The sequence below is a fragment of the Akkermansia biwaensis genome (genome assembly GCF_026072915.1).
GTDB lineage: Bacteria > Verrucomicrobiota > Verrucomicrobiia > Verrucomicrobiales > Akkermansiaceae > Akkermansia > Akkermansia biwaensis.
The window spans coordinates 1072927-1089750 of the sequence record NZ_AP025943.1; the positions used below are offsets into that span (position 1 = coordinate 1072927).

Annotated in this window: 12 protein-coding genes; 11 read left to right on the plus strand and 1 reads right to left on the minus strand. The window is 45.8% G+C overall.

The window, feature by feature from the left end:
- Nucleotides 1–64: 64 nt before the first annotated feature.
- The gene (locus OQH67_RS04390; RefSeq protein ID WP_265145660.1) at nt 65–724 is read right to left on the minus strand and encodes a hypothetical protein; all 660 of its coding nucleotides are present in this window, start codon (nt 722–724) and stop codon (nt 65–67) included.
- Between OQH67_RS04390 and OQH67_RS04395 the strand changes: the two genes are divergently transcribed.
- The 11 genes from OQH67_RS04395 (at nt 708) to OQH67_RS04445 (ending at nt 16800) form a co-directional block, all read left to right on the plus strand.
- The gene (locus tag OQH67_RS04395) at nt 708–1970 is read left to right on the plus strand and encodes a hypothetical protein (protein ID WP_265145661.1); all 1263 of its coding nucleotides are present in this window, start codon (nt 708–710) and stop codon (nt 1968–1970) included. The two genes, OQH67_RS04390 and OQH67_RS04395, sit on opposite strands and share 17 nt — an antisense overlap.
- Complete coding sequence (locus OQH67_RS04400) at nt 1967–5992, plus strand: RHS repeat domain-containing protein (protein WP_265145662.1); 4026 nt, start codon at nt 1967–1969, stop codon at nt 5990–5992. Before OQH67_RS04395 ends, OQH67_RS04400 begins: the two co-directional genes overlap by 4 nt.
- 23 nt (nt 5993–6015) lie before the next feature.
- A complete protein-coding gene (locus OQH67_RS04405) occupies nt 6016–7461 on the plus strand; it encodes a tetratricopeptide repeat protein (RefSeq protein WP_215435427.1) in 1446 nt (481 codons plus the stop codon).
- Nucleotides 7462–8401: 940 nt separating this feature from the next.
- Nucleotides 8402–9637, plus strand: coding sequence for a site-specific integrase (locus OQH67_RS04410; RefSeq protein ID WP_215435428.1), 1236 nt, complete (start codon nt 8402–8404; stop codon nt 9635–9637).
- A gap of 18 nt (nt 9638–9655) precedes the next feature.
- Nucleotides 9656–10042 carry a virulence RhuM family protein gene (locus OQH67_RS04415; protein ID WP_120467691.1) on the plus strand — a complete coding sequence of 129 codons (387 nt, stop codon included), beginning with the start codon at nt 9656–9658 and terminating at the stop codon, nt 10040–10042.
- A gap of 222 nt (nt 10043–10264) precedes the next feature.
- Nucleotides 10265–11506, plus strand: coding sequence for a primase-helicase family protein (locus OQH67_RS04420; RefSeq protein ID WP_215435430.1), 1242 nt, complete (start codon nt 10265–10267; stop codon nt 11504–11506).
- A gap of 254 nt (nt 11507–11760) precedes the next feature.
- A complete protein-coding gene (locus tag OQH67_RS04425; protein ID WP_215435431.1) occupies nt 11761–12720 on the plus strand; it encodes a DUF8464 domain-containing protein in 960 nt (319 codons plus the stop codon).
- Nucleotides 12721–12931: 211 nt separating this feature from the next.
- Entirely contained in the window at nt 12932–14293 is a 1362-nt protein-coding gene (mobV, locus tag OQH67_RS04430; RefSeq protein ID WP_215435432.1) for a MobV family relaxase, read from the plus strand.
- Between the two features lie 122 nt (nt 14294–14415).
- Nucleotides 14416–15255 carry a DNA adenine methylase gene (locus tag OQH67_RS04435; RefSeq protein WP_195426698.1) on the plus strand — a complete coding sequence of 280 codons (840 nt, stop codon included), beginning with the start codon at nt 14416–14418 and terminating at the stop codon, nt 15253–15255.
- On the plus strand, nt 15248–16525 hold the full coding sequence (locus OQH67_RS04440; RefSeq protein ID WP_215435433.1) for a type II restriction enzyme: 1278 nt from the start codon (nt 15248–15250) through the stop codon (nt 16523–16525). Before OQH67_RS04435 ends, OQH67_RS04440 begins: the two co-directional genes overlap by 8 nt.
- Before the next feature lie 20 nt (nt 16526–16545).
- Nucleotides 16546–16800, plus strand: coding sequence for a hypothetical protein (locus OQH67_RS04445; RefSeq protein WP_005866995.1), 255 nt, complete (start codon nt 16546–16548; stop codon nt 16798–16800).
- Nucleotides 16801–16824: the final 24 nt, after the last annotated feature.

Sequence of the window (16824 nt, forward strand, 5' to 3'; positions counted from 1 at the left end):
ACCTCAATCCCAATGTAACTCCTCCGGACAAGGAAGGGGAGGAAGTCATCACCCTGGTCAATCTTTATCGGGACGAGGAAGAGGAGAATACTTCCAGCAGCTCTTCGGAGGGAGGAGGGGATGATTTTGAGTTTGATCCCAAGTCAAGCAGCTCCAGTTCCAGTTCCAGCTCCAGTTCCAGCTCCAGTTCCAGCTCCAGCTCCAGTTCCAGCTCCAGCTCCAGTTCCAGTTCCAGTTCCAGTTCCAGTTCCAGTTCCAGTTCCAGTTCCAGCTCCAGTTCCAGCTCCAGTTCCAGTTCCAGTTCCAGTTCCAGTTCCAGTTCCAGTTCCAGTTCCAGCTCCAGCTCCAGTTCCAGTTCCAGTTCCAGTTCCAGTTCCAGTTCCAGTTCCAGTTCCAGTTCCAGTTCCAGCTCCAGCTCCAGCTCCAGTTCCAGCTCCAGTTCCAGTTCCAGCTCCAGTTCCAGCTCCAGTTCCAGCTCCAGTTCCAGCTCCAGTTCCCTGTCTTCTTCCTCCAGCGAACCGCCCACCGAAGAGGAACCGTGTCCATGCCCATGCGATGCGTGCGATGAAGAAGGCGACGAAAACTGCGTCCAGCAGCAGCCCACTCCGGGCGACCCCGACGATGAACAGGACTGCCAGGGAAATGCATGCATCAATCCTTCCTCTCCAACAGGACCAACGCCCCCCGCTCCGGTCAGGTTCATGCGCATGGCGCGATCTTCCACCCCCTCCAGCCTCAACTCCAACAGCGGGCCTTCCCTGCGCTACAACCACCCCATGGCATGGAGCGCTTCCTTCTCCCAAGACGAACGGCGCGTCACCGTCAAGCGCCCCTCCGGAAGCCATATCTATTTCAAGGCAGAAGCGGGCAGCTCTGATGCTTCTCCCGTCGGCAGCTCCAGAAAACTGGACTACCGGGTACGGCTGCTCAACCAAGACCTTACTCCCAATCAACAGGGTATGCCGTCCTACATGGATATGACGCTTCCTTCCGGCATGATCCTGCGCTTCTCTTCCTCTACCGGAGAGGTTGTCTCCGTCACCAGCTCCTCAGGCCACGTTATGACCGCCGAGGAGTATGCCCGCAAGGTCCAAGTGGCCTACAACCCGGACGGCTCGCTCAACAGTGTTTATTCCCGGGCTCAGGGGCTGATGCGAAGCATTCCCGGAAACAACAGCCTCACCCTGGAGTGGTACGCTCCCGGGAATGTCTCTCCCACTAACGATGGAGAATTTACCGTCACCGGAGAGCCCTACAAGACGGCTCTTTATGAGACTTCCATGGAGGATGGGGTAAAAGTGACCCATATCACCAACCAGAGGGCCGGAGAGGAACCTCGATTCATTGAACGCCGGGAGGAAGACGGCAAAGTGACCATCATCAAGGGAGAGGGGGATGAGCGCATCGTGCGCACGATTGAACGTAACGCCCTGCCCGGCTCCAAGTGGGAGCGCATTGAAACTATCAGGGGCATCAATGATTCCCAGCCTTCCCGCAGTACACGCACAGTGAAGAAGTATACCGACGGGGGATGGCTGACCATCAGCAGCACGGAAGGATACAATACTTCCAGTGAACAGACCACCCTCTACACGTACAACGACCAGTTCCGCGTGTCTTTGGAAATCAAGCCCAACGGAGGCTACACGCGTTATGAATACGACGACCAGGGCCGGGTAGTTTTGCAAGCAACGCCGTGGGCTGGAGGAGGAGAGCGAGGAACACGTACCACCTACGCCGATCTGCGCTTCAATGATTTCAGGCCGGCAATGGAAAAAGAAGTGATTATCGCTCCGGACGGCACGGAAACCGTTCTGAACCAAAGGAGCTACACTTATGAAGACAGCCCCGAAGTCAACCGCACGACAGTGACCGAAACAGCTTTGGGTTCCGACCAGGTTCACACAAGCGTCTCGGAAACCTACGGAGAAGCAGCGCAGTACCCTTATGCCCGGGGAGACAGAAGATGAGGCAGGGTATTGACGGAGTGCAAACCGTCTATACCTATGAAGCCGCCTCCGACCATGGAGCCGTTCACAAAGTGATAGAAACTGTGCAAGCTAATGGAAGCATTGTTCCCGGCCAAAGTACCAAAAGTGTGCAATACATTGCCGAAAACGGCACGACCACAAGAAAAGAGCAGTATGTCCACACGGGAGAAGACTGGTCATTGATTTCCACGGAGGACTATGAATACGATGCCGAGCTCAAGCGAATCAAAACGACGAAGGGCAACGGCCGCTTCAGCACGACGGAATGGATGTGCTGCGGTCCCTTGACGGAAACCGACGAGGATGGAGTAGTGACCACCTATGGCTACAACTCGGCTAAACAACTCGTGGAAACCATCCGTTCAGCCACGGAAACCACGCCTGAAACGATTACCTCTTACATGCGGGATGCCACGGGACGCATTCTTTCGACACGGCACGATGTCGGCGCCATGACGACAGTTGAAAGCACGGAGTACGACGACTTGGGAAGAACTATTTCCACAACGGACGTTCTTGGGCGCATCACCCGGACCGAGTATAGTCAGAATCAGCTTGCCATAACGGAAGTACTGCCTTCCGGCGCCACTCTAGTGACAAAAAGGTACTATGATGGCGCTATCCTTTGGGCAGGAGGAACGGGACAACGGGAAATGGAAACCCAGGTTGAGTTGACGAAAGAAGGCATTCTTACGACTACCTTGTCTCACGGAGTTGTGCTGTCTCGAACTCTTAAAAACGGTTTCGGACAAATCAGCCACCAGGGACAGCCCAATACCCACGGGGGATTCATCATTACCAGAAACTCATACAATGGAAAAGGTCAGCTTGTGCACTCCCAGATGGAGGGTATGGCTCCTGCCCTTACGGCTTACAACGAACTGGGAAATGTCGTGAGGCAGACCGTCCTTCTGGATGAACTCCATCCGGATGATCCCACTAAAAATAGGATATCGGAAAGTTCAATGTGCTACCAAATTAGGGAAGACGGAATCTATCAGATTCAGACTTCCACTACTTACAATGCCGAGGGCCTTCCTATCACCCAGACTACGGAAACCATGGTTTCCCACCTAGATCCCGTGCTGGAAAGCAAGGTCCTTTCTACCGACGTCTACGGACAACAGAGTATCCAATGGTCAGAATACACTGCTCCTGCCCGGCGAACTCAATTCAGCCGCATCCCAACCTCTGATATCACAGCAATATCCCTCGTCGTCGACGGTTTCACGATCAATCAAAACGATCATGCAGGCATTCATTCCTCACAAGAATGCTCTTATACCTCTACAGGCATGATTCTGAAGCAGACGGACGGCCGCGGCAATGTCACCACCATGGAAACCGACCTGTCCGGACGGAACATCAAAACAACAGATGCAGAAGGCAACATAACCTCCACCAGCTACCTGCCCTGCTGCGATGCCGTGACCTGCATCATGGATGCCCTGGGAGGCACTGCCCGCTATTCCTATGACATCCGCGGCAGAAAGACGGCCGAGTACGGCACCGCCGTCCAGCCGGCCTGTTTCTCCTACGACGAGGCTGATCGAGTGATTGCTCTGACTACTTTCCGGGCAAAAGAGGAAGACGTGACTACGGATCCTTCCGGCCGCACCGACGGAGACACCACCACCTGGCTCTACGATGTGGCTACGGGGCTAGAACTCAAGAAGACCTATGCCGACGGCTCTTTCATTTCCAAAACTTACGATGATCTCAACCGTCTGAAAACATTCACCAAAGCGCGTGGCATCGCCACAACCTATGCCTACGCGCCGCTGACCGGGGAACTCATCTCCGTTTCCCACAATGACGCTACTCCAGGATGGGAGTTTACCTACAACCATCTGGGACAGATGACTTCCGTTCGGGACACCTCCGGACTTAGGAAACTCACATATGACAACTACGGCAGAATGATTCAGGACACTTCCTTTGGACAGGCGGAAAGCAGCATCCAGGAAAAATACGATGCCTTCGGACGCCCCGCCGGATACAGGCTCATGCTTGGATCACGCACCATTCAGCACTCCCATCTTGACTATGGCCGTCAAGGTGCCATGATCGGGATGAATCTGGAAGGTTTGGCATCTCCCTTTACTTGGGAATACGATGACGCCAGTGGTTTCCTTAATCAATTGTCCTATCCCAACGGCATGGTCCGCAGCAACACTTACCATCCCAAGCTCAACCTCCTGACCTCCATCGGTTATGAGAAGACCCAGAATGGGCAAACAGTTGCCGCTCACCAGTATGAGTATGACAGCCTGATGCGTCCCGTTCAACGGAGGGATTCCTGGGAAGCCGCCACACCGGTGACCACCAGGGACTTCACCTACAACAGCCGCAGTGAACTGGTAGAAGACCGGATCGGTCAGGATGGGAGCTTCAGTTATCAGTATGACAATATCGGCAACCGTAAGTCCGCCCGGGAGCTGGAAGAAGAGGTATCCTATGAGGCCAACCAACTCAACCAGTACACGGACGTGACTGGGGAGGCAGAACTGTTCACACCCTCCTTCGATGCCGACGGCAACCAGACCAGGATCAAGACTGCAACGGGTATCTGGGAAGTTTCGTATGATGCCAACAACCGCCCTGTAAAATTTACCAGCCAGGATGGACGGACTGCCGTCACCTGCCTCTATGACTACCAGGGCAGACGCTTTGAGAAAAAAGTTACTTTCAATGAATCAACTATCAGTCACGTCTATTACCTGTATCGAGGTTATCTGCAAGTTGCCGAGCTAAACATGATGAATCCCATGCCCGTACTGGAAAAGAGTTACCTGTGGGATCCGACGGAGCCGACAGCCACGCGCATTCTGATGATGACATGCTGGAAGGAAAACGGAATGGCAGCTGGAGAACATCTCTGCTTCACCCATGACGCATTGAAGAATGTCACCTCCATTTTCGATGAACAGCAGGTACAAAGGGCACGCTATGAGTATGCCCCCTTTGGCGCCCTCATCACGGCACAGGGAGACATGGCTCAGGAAAACAGGTTCAGGTTTTCCTGTGAATGCATGGATGATGAACTGGAGCTTGTCTACTACAATTACCGCCATCTCAATCCCCTGGACGGCAGATGGATCAGCCGTGATCCCATTGCTGAAAACGGAGGGGAAAATTTATATGGTTTTGTTTCCAACTCTCCTTCTGTTTATTATGATTATCAAGGGTTAAAAAATAATAATTCCGGAGGAGCTATAGCTATAAATTTCACTCATCTTTTCGGCATGGGTTCTTCGCCTTCTGATGGCTATTCCATTGATCTCACACTCACGGCATTTACACAAGATAGAGATTGCCGAATAAGAGGAGAACTTTTTGGGACAGTATCGTATAGAAAAAATATGCCGTCAACTCCCCATCAGGGTGGGGGAGATGGATTTGACTTTAGTTGGGGTGCAAAAGGCGCCGTTGGATGGGGTGGCCCTCATGGAAGTAATATTCCGGAAAGAATTTTAAATAACTACGGCAAGCTACCACCCATTCCCCACGCACAAAATGAAATATCTTACGGGTATGTATTCAATTTCAACTCCTGCATTCCAGAGATAACATCGCATAACCTGGTTCAATTGAAATTTGATAATGTGGTTCTCATGTATCAAAATGACCAATCATGGTTAAAGAAGTGGCATCCGACAACGGATCAGGCATGGACGGCAACTTTTGCATTAGATATAGAATTAGGCAAAGGCACCATCTGTTCTTTACTTTATCAACAGTTTACGGGGAAGGCTAATTTAAATGAAAAAAGGAGCCTGACAGATACGATTTATCATCAAACACCTTATCAAGAATCATTAAACTGGGGATTGGGGGGAATATCAATCGGACAAGGCGGCAATAGCTTTGGATTTTATACAGATACACATGCAGGACAAGATTTGATTCATTGGTTGATAGGTGACAAAAAATTTAAACAAACCGACTCTCCGCGATTTTACTTTGAGCAACAAATGATGATTGAAACAAAAAAGAAATAATAATCTTAAAATATAATAAATAAATGATTAAATACATATTTTATCTCATCTGTTTCTTCATATGCCCCCTAGGGGCTGCAGCGGTTCATACTGAATTCGTACCACAAATTCGGCAAGAAAAGAATTCATTGGCTTTTCAGCTTGTTGTTGACGATTTCAGTAATTGGAAAACCGATTTCTTCAGCGTTTCCGAAAAAGAAAATGATGCTTACCGCCTGATAAAAGACGAACATATTCCCGTTGTTGAAGTGGTCAAAAAACTCCAGTCCCTGGAAGAAACAGGAGACAACTGTGCGGCCCGAGCATTAGCGGGTATGTATTTACAAGGAGAAAAACTCCCATACGCCCGGCTTGATGCCCTTAAAATTCTGAAAAAGGCGGCAGGCCGGGGAGACAAGGTGTCCAAACGGATAATCGGTCAAATGCTGCTTGATTTTCAGTACACGGATTTTTCCCCGGTAAATGCATTTTCCTTTTTAAAGGAAGCAAAAGAAGGGGGAGATCCGGAAGCGGCTGTTCTTTTCACGACCGCCTGCATTTTAGAGGACCTCGAAGAAGGGAAAGAATCTGCGGAAAAGATTCAAGAATTGAAAGAACTCTCGGAAAAAGGTTCTCCACTAGCCCAAATGTATCTTCTCCTCACCCGGAAGACACTCCTGAAGCAGGCAGGAAAAGACACAGGCAAGATTGACGAGGCCATGATCCAATTAGCTTTGCAATCTCCTCGCCTGACTTACATTGCAGCCTTGAACCAGGCAGGGGAGCGGCAAAAAGAATGCGTGGAAAAGCTTGTCAAAGCCAATCATCCCCTTGGAATAATTCTAAAGGCAAAAACCTATATGGCAGACGGAGATTGGAGCATAGCCGCCTTCATGTTGTCCAGGCCGCCCGTCAATAAAATGCCGGAGGCCCAACATCAATTGGGAGCGTATTTGTTTCTCAGCTTCATGAACCAATCCGATCCGGACCTCAAGGAACATTTGAGGGAGAAATTCATCTCTTCATTACGGTCTGCCGCCGACCAGCATCACCGAAAAGCGGAGTACAAGCTTGCTTCCTTTTTAATGCTTGCAGGACCATCTCTCATCGAAAATTATTCTCCTCAGGAAAAAATGCGAATGGTTGACGTTTTAAAACGGGAAGCACTGAGTGGGGATGCCATGGCCATGAACAATTATGGTTACCATTGTCTGACAGGTTTTTATTCAAGGAAGAACCTGAAGGAAGCTGAAAAATGGCTGTTGAAAGCAGTTCAGGAAAACTATGTCCCCGCTTTAACCAATCTGGCCCTGCTTCACGCCGGAGAATTTAATGATGGGACCGAGGGAGACGCTCCCATCAATTATAAAAAATCAATAGAATTTTTGGAAAAAGCCAAAGCAATGGGAGATGCCGATGCACAACGGCACATTGATTATCTCAAGGAAATCTCTTCCAAACATCAAAAAACCAAATCAGAAAACCTGTAAAGCAGAATATTGAACTATGGAATCAAGACCATAGTCTTGCAGTTTCTTAGCTCTTTCTTCTTTTCCTGATCTGCGCCCATTCCAACAGATTTATTTTTCCGGCCGAGTCACACGGCCGTTTTCCATGCCGTCATCCTTTGAATGTAATATCCCAGTAAAACGCGCAAAGCATGCTTCTATACCTGGCCTCTACAATTTTCCCTTCTTTTATGCATTGTAGATAAGTCAATTGCAAAAAAGAATAGATTGTGTTGATAAAAAATAGAAAGATATGGAAACAAGCAGATTCTCCAGGAGAACATAGGGCCATCAACCGTTTCTTTAAAAAACCTTCTGGCTGTAAATTTGAGGATCATCCATTTATGGGAAAATAGACGTAAGGAAAGATTATTCCTAATCCTGCGCCTTTTCCTTCATGCCCCGCGCCTCAAACCGCGCCAGATCCAGATATACCAAGGATTTTGACGATGACCACAGTGCTGTATATGATCCTGGAAAAATCAAAACTACCGGGAGGATGTTGCAGAATCCCTAGAATGGAACCCTCCAAACGACATATCAAATATGAAAACAATAAAAATTATTTTCAAATGCATTGCGGGCATTATTATTGTAATGGGGGTCATGTGGATCGTCATGCCGTTTGCTTTCATGTATCCCTTTTTATACATAAAATAAACACATAGCGAAATAGTAAATTTGAGAAAAGCGTAGCGAATGTACTGGAACAGCGTTCGTTATGCTATATTTTTCTCTCGGCAAAAAGCCAAAGAAAACCATAATATAGACAAATGACGCAAAAGTTCAGTTACCACATCATTACCCGTGTGATGATGCAATTTTTTTGCGAAACCTAAATTTTGCATCGTTTGGCTTCATTTGTCGTATCTGTCGGTAACTCACTATAAACTAATTTTGTAACCAAAAAAATGAGTGAGTTATGAGAAGTACTTTTAAGGTCTTGTTCTATGTAAAGAAAGGCAGTGAGAAAACCAACGGCAACCTGCCTTTAATGTGCCGCCTTACGGTGGACGGAGAGATTAAACAATTCAGTTGCAAGATGGATGTTCCCTTGCGGCTGTGGGATGTGAAGAACAACCGTGCTTCGGGCAAAAGTGTCGAAGCGCAGCGAATCAACATTGCCGTTGATAAAATCCGAGTAGAAGTAAACCGTCGCTATCAGGAACTGATGCAGACGGACGGATATGTTACTGCCGCCAAACTCAAGGATGCCTATCTCGGTATCGGTGTCAAGCAGGAAACCCTGCTAAAACTCTTCGAGCAACACAACACCGAGTTTTCCAAGAAAGTGGGACACAGCAGAGCAAAGGGAACGTTCCAGCGTTATGTGACCGTTTGTAAGCACATCCGTGAGTTCCTGTCCCATACCTACAAGCGTGAGGATATTCCGCTGAAAGAATTGAACCTCACATTCATCAACGACTTCGAGTATTTTTTGCGCACGGAGAAGAAATGCCGTACCAATACCATTTGGGGCTACATGATTGTGCTGAAACACATTATCTCCATAGCAAGGAATGACGGTCGTTTGCCGTTCAATCCATTTGCAGGATATATCAATTCGCCCGAAAGCGTGGACAGGGGATATATCACAAATGAGGAGATACACACGATGATGAACACCGATATGCCCGACAAGACACACGAGCTTGTCCGCGACCTGTTCATCTTTTCCACGTTCACAGGGTTGGCGTATTCCGATGTCAAGAACCTCACGGAAGACAACCTGCAAACATTCTTTGACGGCAATCTATGGATTATCACCCGAAGAAAGAAAACCAACACGGAATCCAATATCAGACTGTTGGATGTTCCCCGAAAGATAATAGAGAAGTACAAAGGCATGACAAGGGACAACAAGGTATTCCCCATGCCGAGCAACACGACTTGCAACAAGAAGTTGAAAACTATTGCCGAGTTGTGCGGTATAAAATCCCGTTTGACCTATCATGTCGCAAGACATTCGGCAGCGACTACAGTCCTATTATCCAACGGAGTACCGATTGAAACCGTCAGCCGACTTTTGGGACATACCAACATAAAGACGACCCAAATCTACGCAAAGATAACCGCCCAAAAGATTAGTCAGGACATGGAAACCCTGTCGCACAGGCTGGAGGATATGGAAAAGAACATTTGCAACGCCATTCAATAACCCTTGAATCAAACGGAAATGAAAAAGGAAAGAAATATCATCACAATGGACGAGTTCGGCAATGTGGTTATGCCGAAAGATATAACCGATGTGTGGATGAACGAAGCCGAGTTGTTGGATTTGTTCGGTGTAACCGTCCCGACCATTCGGGCAGGGATAAAGGCTCTTTGCAAGAGTGGCACATTAAGGGAGTATGGGATAAGGCGTACCATACGCATATCCGACAATTGCAGCATGGAAGCTTACAATCTTGAAACGATAATCGCCCTCGCTTTCCGCATCGGAACATTCGGAGCGGAGCAAGTGCGCAATGCCATTCTGAAAAGACTATACTTGCGAAAAGAAAAACAAACCGTTTTCTTTTCGCTGAATATGGGCAGGACAAACGGCATACCATTGTCATAAACGTATAAACAGGCACTCTGATTTTTCTCCCGAAAAGCGCAATCCGACAATTCGTTTTTCGGGAGTTTTTTCATCTTCCTAATCCGATTCCAGCACCAAACCATTGATTTTTTTGTTTCGAGAGGCTTTTTTCCGCATTCTGCTATATTTTACGTAACAACCTATACATTAAATGCTTATACTTTTGTAGCTGGTATTTTTCAAACTTAAAACCATTTGATTATGTCAGCTAACAAACAACAAGACAGCCACCGACCGCCATCGGATGACGGCATGGCAAAGGAAGAATTCATCCGAGTGGGGACAACGCTTTACAAGATTGTGGAGCAACCCAAACTGAACGGAGGGTATATAAGGAAACGCATAGCGTGGAACAACGAGACCCTGCGTCAAGACTACGGCAAGGACTACATCGGCAGCGTTCCCAAGTATGACGGCTTTTGTACCGTACCCAAACACATCGGCTACCGCCCTGTGGTCGGCAAGTTCCTTAATCTCTATGAGCCGATAGACCATGTACCCCGACAGGGTGATTTTCCCTCTATCCGTTCGTTGGTGGAGCACATCTTCGGGGAGCAATACGAGTTGGGGATGGACTATCTGCAACTGCTTTACCTGCAACCTATCCAAAAACTGCCTATCCTGTTGTTGGTATCGGAAGAACGCAATACAGGCAAAAGCACGTTCCTGAACTTTCTGAAAGCCCTGTTTCAGAACAACGTGACATTCAACACCAACGAGGACTTCCGCAGCCAATTCAATTCCGATTGGGCTGGAAAGCTCCTTATCGTGGTGGATGAGGTGCTGCTCAACCGCAGAGAGGACAGCGAACGGTTGAAGAACCTGAGTACTACATTATCCTACAAGATGGAAGCCAAAGGGAAAGACCGTGATGAGATAGCGTTCTTCGCCAAGTTCGTATTATGTTCCAATAACGAGTATCTGCCCGTAATCATAGACGCAGGGGAGACACGCTATTGGGTGCGGAAGATAGACCGCTTGCAGTCGGACGATACCGACTTCCTGCAAAGGCTGAAAGCGGAGATACCCGCCTTTCTCCATTTCCTGCAACACAGGCAGCTTTCCACCGAAAAGGAAAGCCGAATGTGGTTCGCTCCGTCATTGTTACATACAGAAGCCTTGCGGAAGATAATCCGCAGCAACCGCAACCGATTGGAGATAGAGATGCACGAGCTTATACTTGACATTATGGACAGTATCGGCACGGACACATTCTCGTTCTGCTACAACGACATTCTTCTTTTGCTGGTACATTCGCAGGTAAAGGTGGAGAAACACCAAGTCAGGAAAGTATTGCAGGAGTGCTGGAAACTTACCCCTGCATCCAACGGACTGACCTATACCTCCTACCAATTGGACTATAATCGGGAATGTCGGTATGAGCCTGTTAAAAGGGTCGGGCGGTTTTATACCGTCACAAGAGAACAACTCGAATCCCTGTAATACCATTCTTTTTTTGTTGAATTGATGAATAAGTATATAACCATACTGGTAATGAGTAATATACACTTTCAACAAAATCTCAACAATCGAAAAGAGAAGTTGAGAGAGGAACAACACACAATTGTCGGTTTCTCTTTTGGCGAGTGGTTTGTTGAGAAGATGTTGAGCAAATACAGTGCTGTATATAAGCGGATTACATTACCCGTTCAACAATTCATCGTTTTTACAATTATCATTAAATCCGTAGAAAAATTATGACTACACAAGAAGCAAAGAACATACGCATTGCGGACTATCTGCAAAGTCTGGGCTATACGCCCGTCAAACAACAGGGCAACAGCCTTTGGTACAAATCACCGCTGAGAGAGGAAAGGGACGCATCTTTCAAGGTGAACACCGAACTCAACAGGTGGTATGATTTCGGACTTGGCAAAGGCGGCAACATCATCGCATTGGCTGCGGAACTCTACCATACGGAAAATGTAGCCTGTCTGTTGAAGCGCATAGAGGAACGGACACCATACATCCGTCCTGCATCGTTCTCTTTTAGTGCGCAACAATCCGACAACCGCACTTATCGGGGTTTAAGGGTTGGCGAGTTATCTTCCCCTGCGCTCATCGCCTATCTGCAAGAAAGGGGAATAAACATCGAACTCGCCAAAAGAGAATGCATGGAACTTCGGTTTATGAATGCCGACAAACCCTATTTTGCCATCGGCTTTCCGAATATGGCAGGAGGATATGAAGTGCGCAACAGATATTTCAAGGGGTGTGTCGCCCCGAAAGACATCACCCATATCCGACAACAGGGCGAACCGAGAAATGTGTGTTATCTGTTCGAGGGCTTCATGGATTACCTCTCGTTCCTCACCATTAGAGTGAAGAACAATCCGCAATATCCACGATTGACAACGCAGGACTATATCGTACTGAACTCCGTTTCCAATCTCACGAAAGCGGAAAGCATATTGGCGACCTACACCCGAATCGGCTGCTACCTTGACAATGACACGGCAGGACGGAACGCATACGACAACTTGAAACGGATGTTGGGCGACCGCTTGCAGGATATGTCGATACACTATGCAGGGTACAACGACTTGAACGAGTATCTGTGCAACAGACAATCAGCTAATCAGACAGAGCCGACAAAGCAAGTCCAATCCGCAAGACGGATGATACAGCCACCGAAAAAGCGAAGGCTGAAAATGTAGAGGGAAACAGGCTTGCTGCGGCACGGATATTTACCGAGGGAAAATACCGTAGCTTATTAGGGAATTTTCCAAGCCGCATTGCAGGCAACGCTGAAAATTCCCCAATAAGCCAAAGAGGTTGCACCTCTCTGGACACTCCCCAGCCAACGGCAACAGCCGTATAATAATAACCAAACATTGTTTCACAAGCAAAATAAGAAAGGAAAATTATATGGGATTCGTAGTATTACACATGGAAAAGGCGCACGGTTCCGACAGCGGAACAACCGCCCATATAGAGCGTTTCATAATACCGAAGAACGCAGACCCGACCCGCACGCACCTTAACCGAAAACTTGTCACATACCCCAATGGGATAAAAGACCGCTCGGCAGCCATTCAAAAGAGATTGGAGGAAGCAGGGCTTACACGCAAAATCGGGAACAACCAAGTTCGTGCAATCCGCATCAACGTATCGGGAACGCATGAAGATATGGAGCGTATCGAAAGGGAGGGCAGACTTGATGAATGGTGTACCGACAATATGAAATACTTTGCCGACCTGTTCGGCAAGGAGAATATAGTGGCAGCGCATCTGCACATGGACGAGGAAACGCCACACATACACGTTACACTCGTCCCGATTGTCAAGGGAGAGCGCAAGCGCAGGAAACGTGAGGAACAGGCGAAGAAACGCTACCGCAAGAAACCAGCCGATACGGTAAGGCTATGTGCCGATGACATCATGACACGCTTGAATCTGAAATCCTACCAAGACAGTTATGCTGTTGCTATGGCAAAGTACGGTCTGCAACGTGGCATAGACGGTTCTAAGGCTTGTCACAAGTCCACGCAGCAGTATTATCGGGACATACAGAAACTTACTGACAACTTGAAATCGGAAGTGGTGGATTTACAGGATCAGAAAGAAACGGCACAGGAAGAACTCAGACGAGCCAGGAAAGAAGTCCAGACAGAAAAACTGAAAGGCGCAGCCACAACAGCAGTGACCAACATTGCTGAAAGTGTCGGTTCTCTTTTCGGTAGTAACAAGGTCAAGACATTGGAAAGGGAAAACACCGCCCTGCATAGGGAGATAGCCGACCACGAAGAAACCATAGAAACCCTGCAAGATAGAATACAGACCATGCAGGCAGACCACAGCAGAGAGATACGGGAAATGCAGCAGAGGCACGGCAGGGAGATAGCAGACAAAGACACAAGGCACAAGCAGGAAATATCGTTCCTGAAAACGGTAATCGCAAGAGCGGCGGCATGGTTTCCCTATTTCCGTGAAATGCTCCGTATCGAAAACCTCTGCCGACTTGTGGGATTCGATGAAAGGCAGACCGCAACGCTCGTCAAGGGAAAGCCGTTGGAGTATGCAGGGGAACTTTATTCAGAGGAACACGGACGGAAATTCACGACCGAAAAGGCAGGGTTTCAAGTCGTGAAAGACCCCACGGACGGGACGAGACTGGTTCTTGCCATTGACCGAAAGCCCATTGCCGAGTGGTTCAAAGAGCAATTCAACAAGCTACGGCAAAGCATACACCGACCTATACAGCCACAAAGGAAAGGCAGGGGAATTTAAGAACGAATAATTAGCTGTACCTCAGCAATTGAAATCAAAACAACCAAATTATTGTGGATTCTTATAGGATAAATCAGTAAAAGTAGTTACCTTTGTAACTGATATAATAGACTTTATATAAAATGGCTAAGAATAAACTTGTAGTTCCTTTTTTGAAATGGGTTGGAGGAAAAAGACAACTTATTCCAGAAATTAGAAAGATGTTACCCAAAGGGGTAGCGAATCGTCCCTACTATGAGCCATTCATCGGAGGCGGAGCTTTATTTTTTGAACTCCAGCCAAAACAAGCTGTTATAAATGATTATAACGAAGAGTTGATCAATGTTTATACGGTTATAAGGGACAATCCCAATGAACTTATTGAGGATTTAAAGAAACATAAAAATACGTCAGAGTATTTTTATGAAATTCGATCTATGGATAGGCAACCTCTTTTTAAAAATCTTACCACTATCGAGCGAGCATCGCGGATTATATATCTCAATAAAACTTGCTATAATGGATTATATCGGGTTAATAATGCCGGGGAATTTAATTCTCCATTTGGGAAATATAAAAATCCAAATATTGTCAATGAGCCTGTGATTAAGGCGGTAAGTAAATATTTAAGTTCTAATCGGATTCAAATATCAAATGGTGATTATGAGGTGATTTTGAGAGATATACCAACAAACTCATTTGTGTATTTAGATCCTCCGTATCATCCTATTTCAGAGAGTTCTAATTTTACAGGATACGTGCAGGGTGGATGGAGTGAGAGGGATCAGCTTAGGCTAAGAGATGTTTGTAATAGATTAAATAGCAATGGTATAAAATTTCTCCTATCAAATTCTGCATCTAATTTCATAAAAGAAATTTATGCGGAATACAATATTCATGTAGTACAGGCAAGTCGTGCTATAAATTCAGATTCTTCTAAAAGAGGGCAAGTTGATGAATTTTTAATTAGCAATTATGAGTAAATCCAAAAATGACATAGCATGGGAGAAAATTTTTGAGAAGTATTGCATCTTGGATAAACTTGCCAATAATGAACGTATATCAATTTCTTCAACAGAAATTAATCAGTTTAGAGAGGCTCGTTTAATGACAAAGTTTGACCATAGATCTCAACTTCCAAAATTGTTTATAGATCATAACTTATCAATATTACCTACATCCAGAGGCACATATGAAATCGGAAAATTTAAAACTTTTTGTGATTTCAATAAAGATGATATAGAGATAACTCCTATTGACTTTCCAACTTTCTTGGAAAGTATAGATTATAAAGATATTACGAGTGAATCAATAGCTATAAATTGTGCTTTTGTATCTAAGATATTGCATGATTTTACAGGAGAGGGAAATCTATTACCTACCGTCTCTGGTCGGATGAGTTCTTCAGTCTTTGATTTTACGATTAATTCAGGACAAAACATTTTAAAAATTAATGTTGACAATTCACAAATTGAAATAGACGGAGGGTATGAAGGAGATAGTTCTTTAAATTTGATTGAAGCCAAAAATTATATTTCAGATGATTTTCTGATTCGACAACTATATTATCCATATAGATTATGGAGTAATAAAATAGGGAAACGTGTTCGTCCAATATTCTTGACGTATTCAAATGGTATTTTCCATTTGAGAGAATATGAATTTGTTACGCCTGAATTATATAATTCCATCCGATTAATACAACATAAAAAATATGCAGTTCAAGAAGGAGGAATTAATGTTGAGAATATACAGAATATTTTGGATAGTATTCAAGTTGTAAAAGAACCTGAGTTGCCTTTCCCTCAAGCCGATAGCTTTGAACGAGTAATTAATCTTTGCGAGCTATTAAAACAAAAAGGATTTATTTGTAAAGATGATATTACGCAAAATTATGACTTTGATCACAGACAAACTGATTATTATTCAAATGCGGCAAAGTATTTAGGATTAGTAGAGGTTGTTCGTGAGAATCAACAAATAGGGTGCATTCTAACTCGTAATGGCTCTCGTATATTTAATCTGCCCATTATTGAACGGCAATTGGAATTTGTAAAACTTATATTGGCACATACGGCATTTCAAAACACCTTGAAACTGTATTTTGATAAAGGCAATGTTCCAACAAAGGGCGAGGTCGTTGAAATAATGAAAAGTGCAAAATTGTATAATATTGATTCTGAACAAACATATAAACGAAGGGCATCTACTGTTATATCTTGGATAAATTGGATATTAGAACTAATAGAGTAATAATTTAAAGAATAAGAATTATGGCTTGTGAAAAACAACATCGTTATGATCCTCAGTACAATAATTTACCTGTCGATCAAGGTGGGGCAGGAAGACATCGCTGTGCTGGATGTGCTTATGAGAGAGGGTATGAAGATGGACTAAATCGTAAAGAAAAATTAGATTTGGACTTGGATTCATTACCAGAGAGTCAAGCTGGAACAGTTAGGCATAAAAGCCCACATGCAGCTTATGCTGCTGGTTATTTAGCTGGAGTAGAAGATTCTTATAAGTAAATACCTGTTCCTCCGTTTCAAATA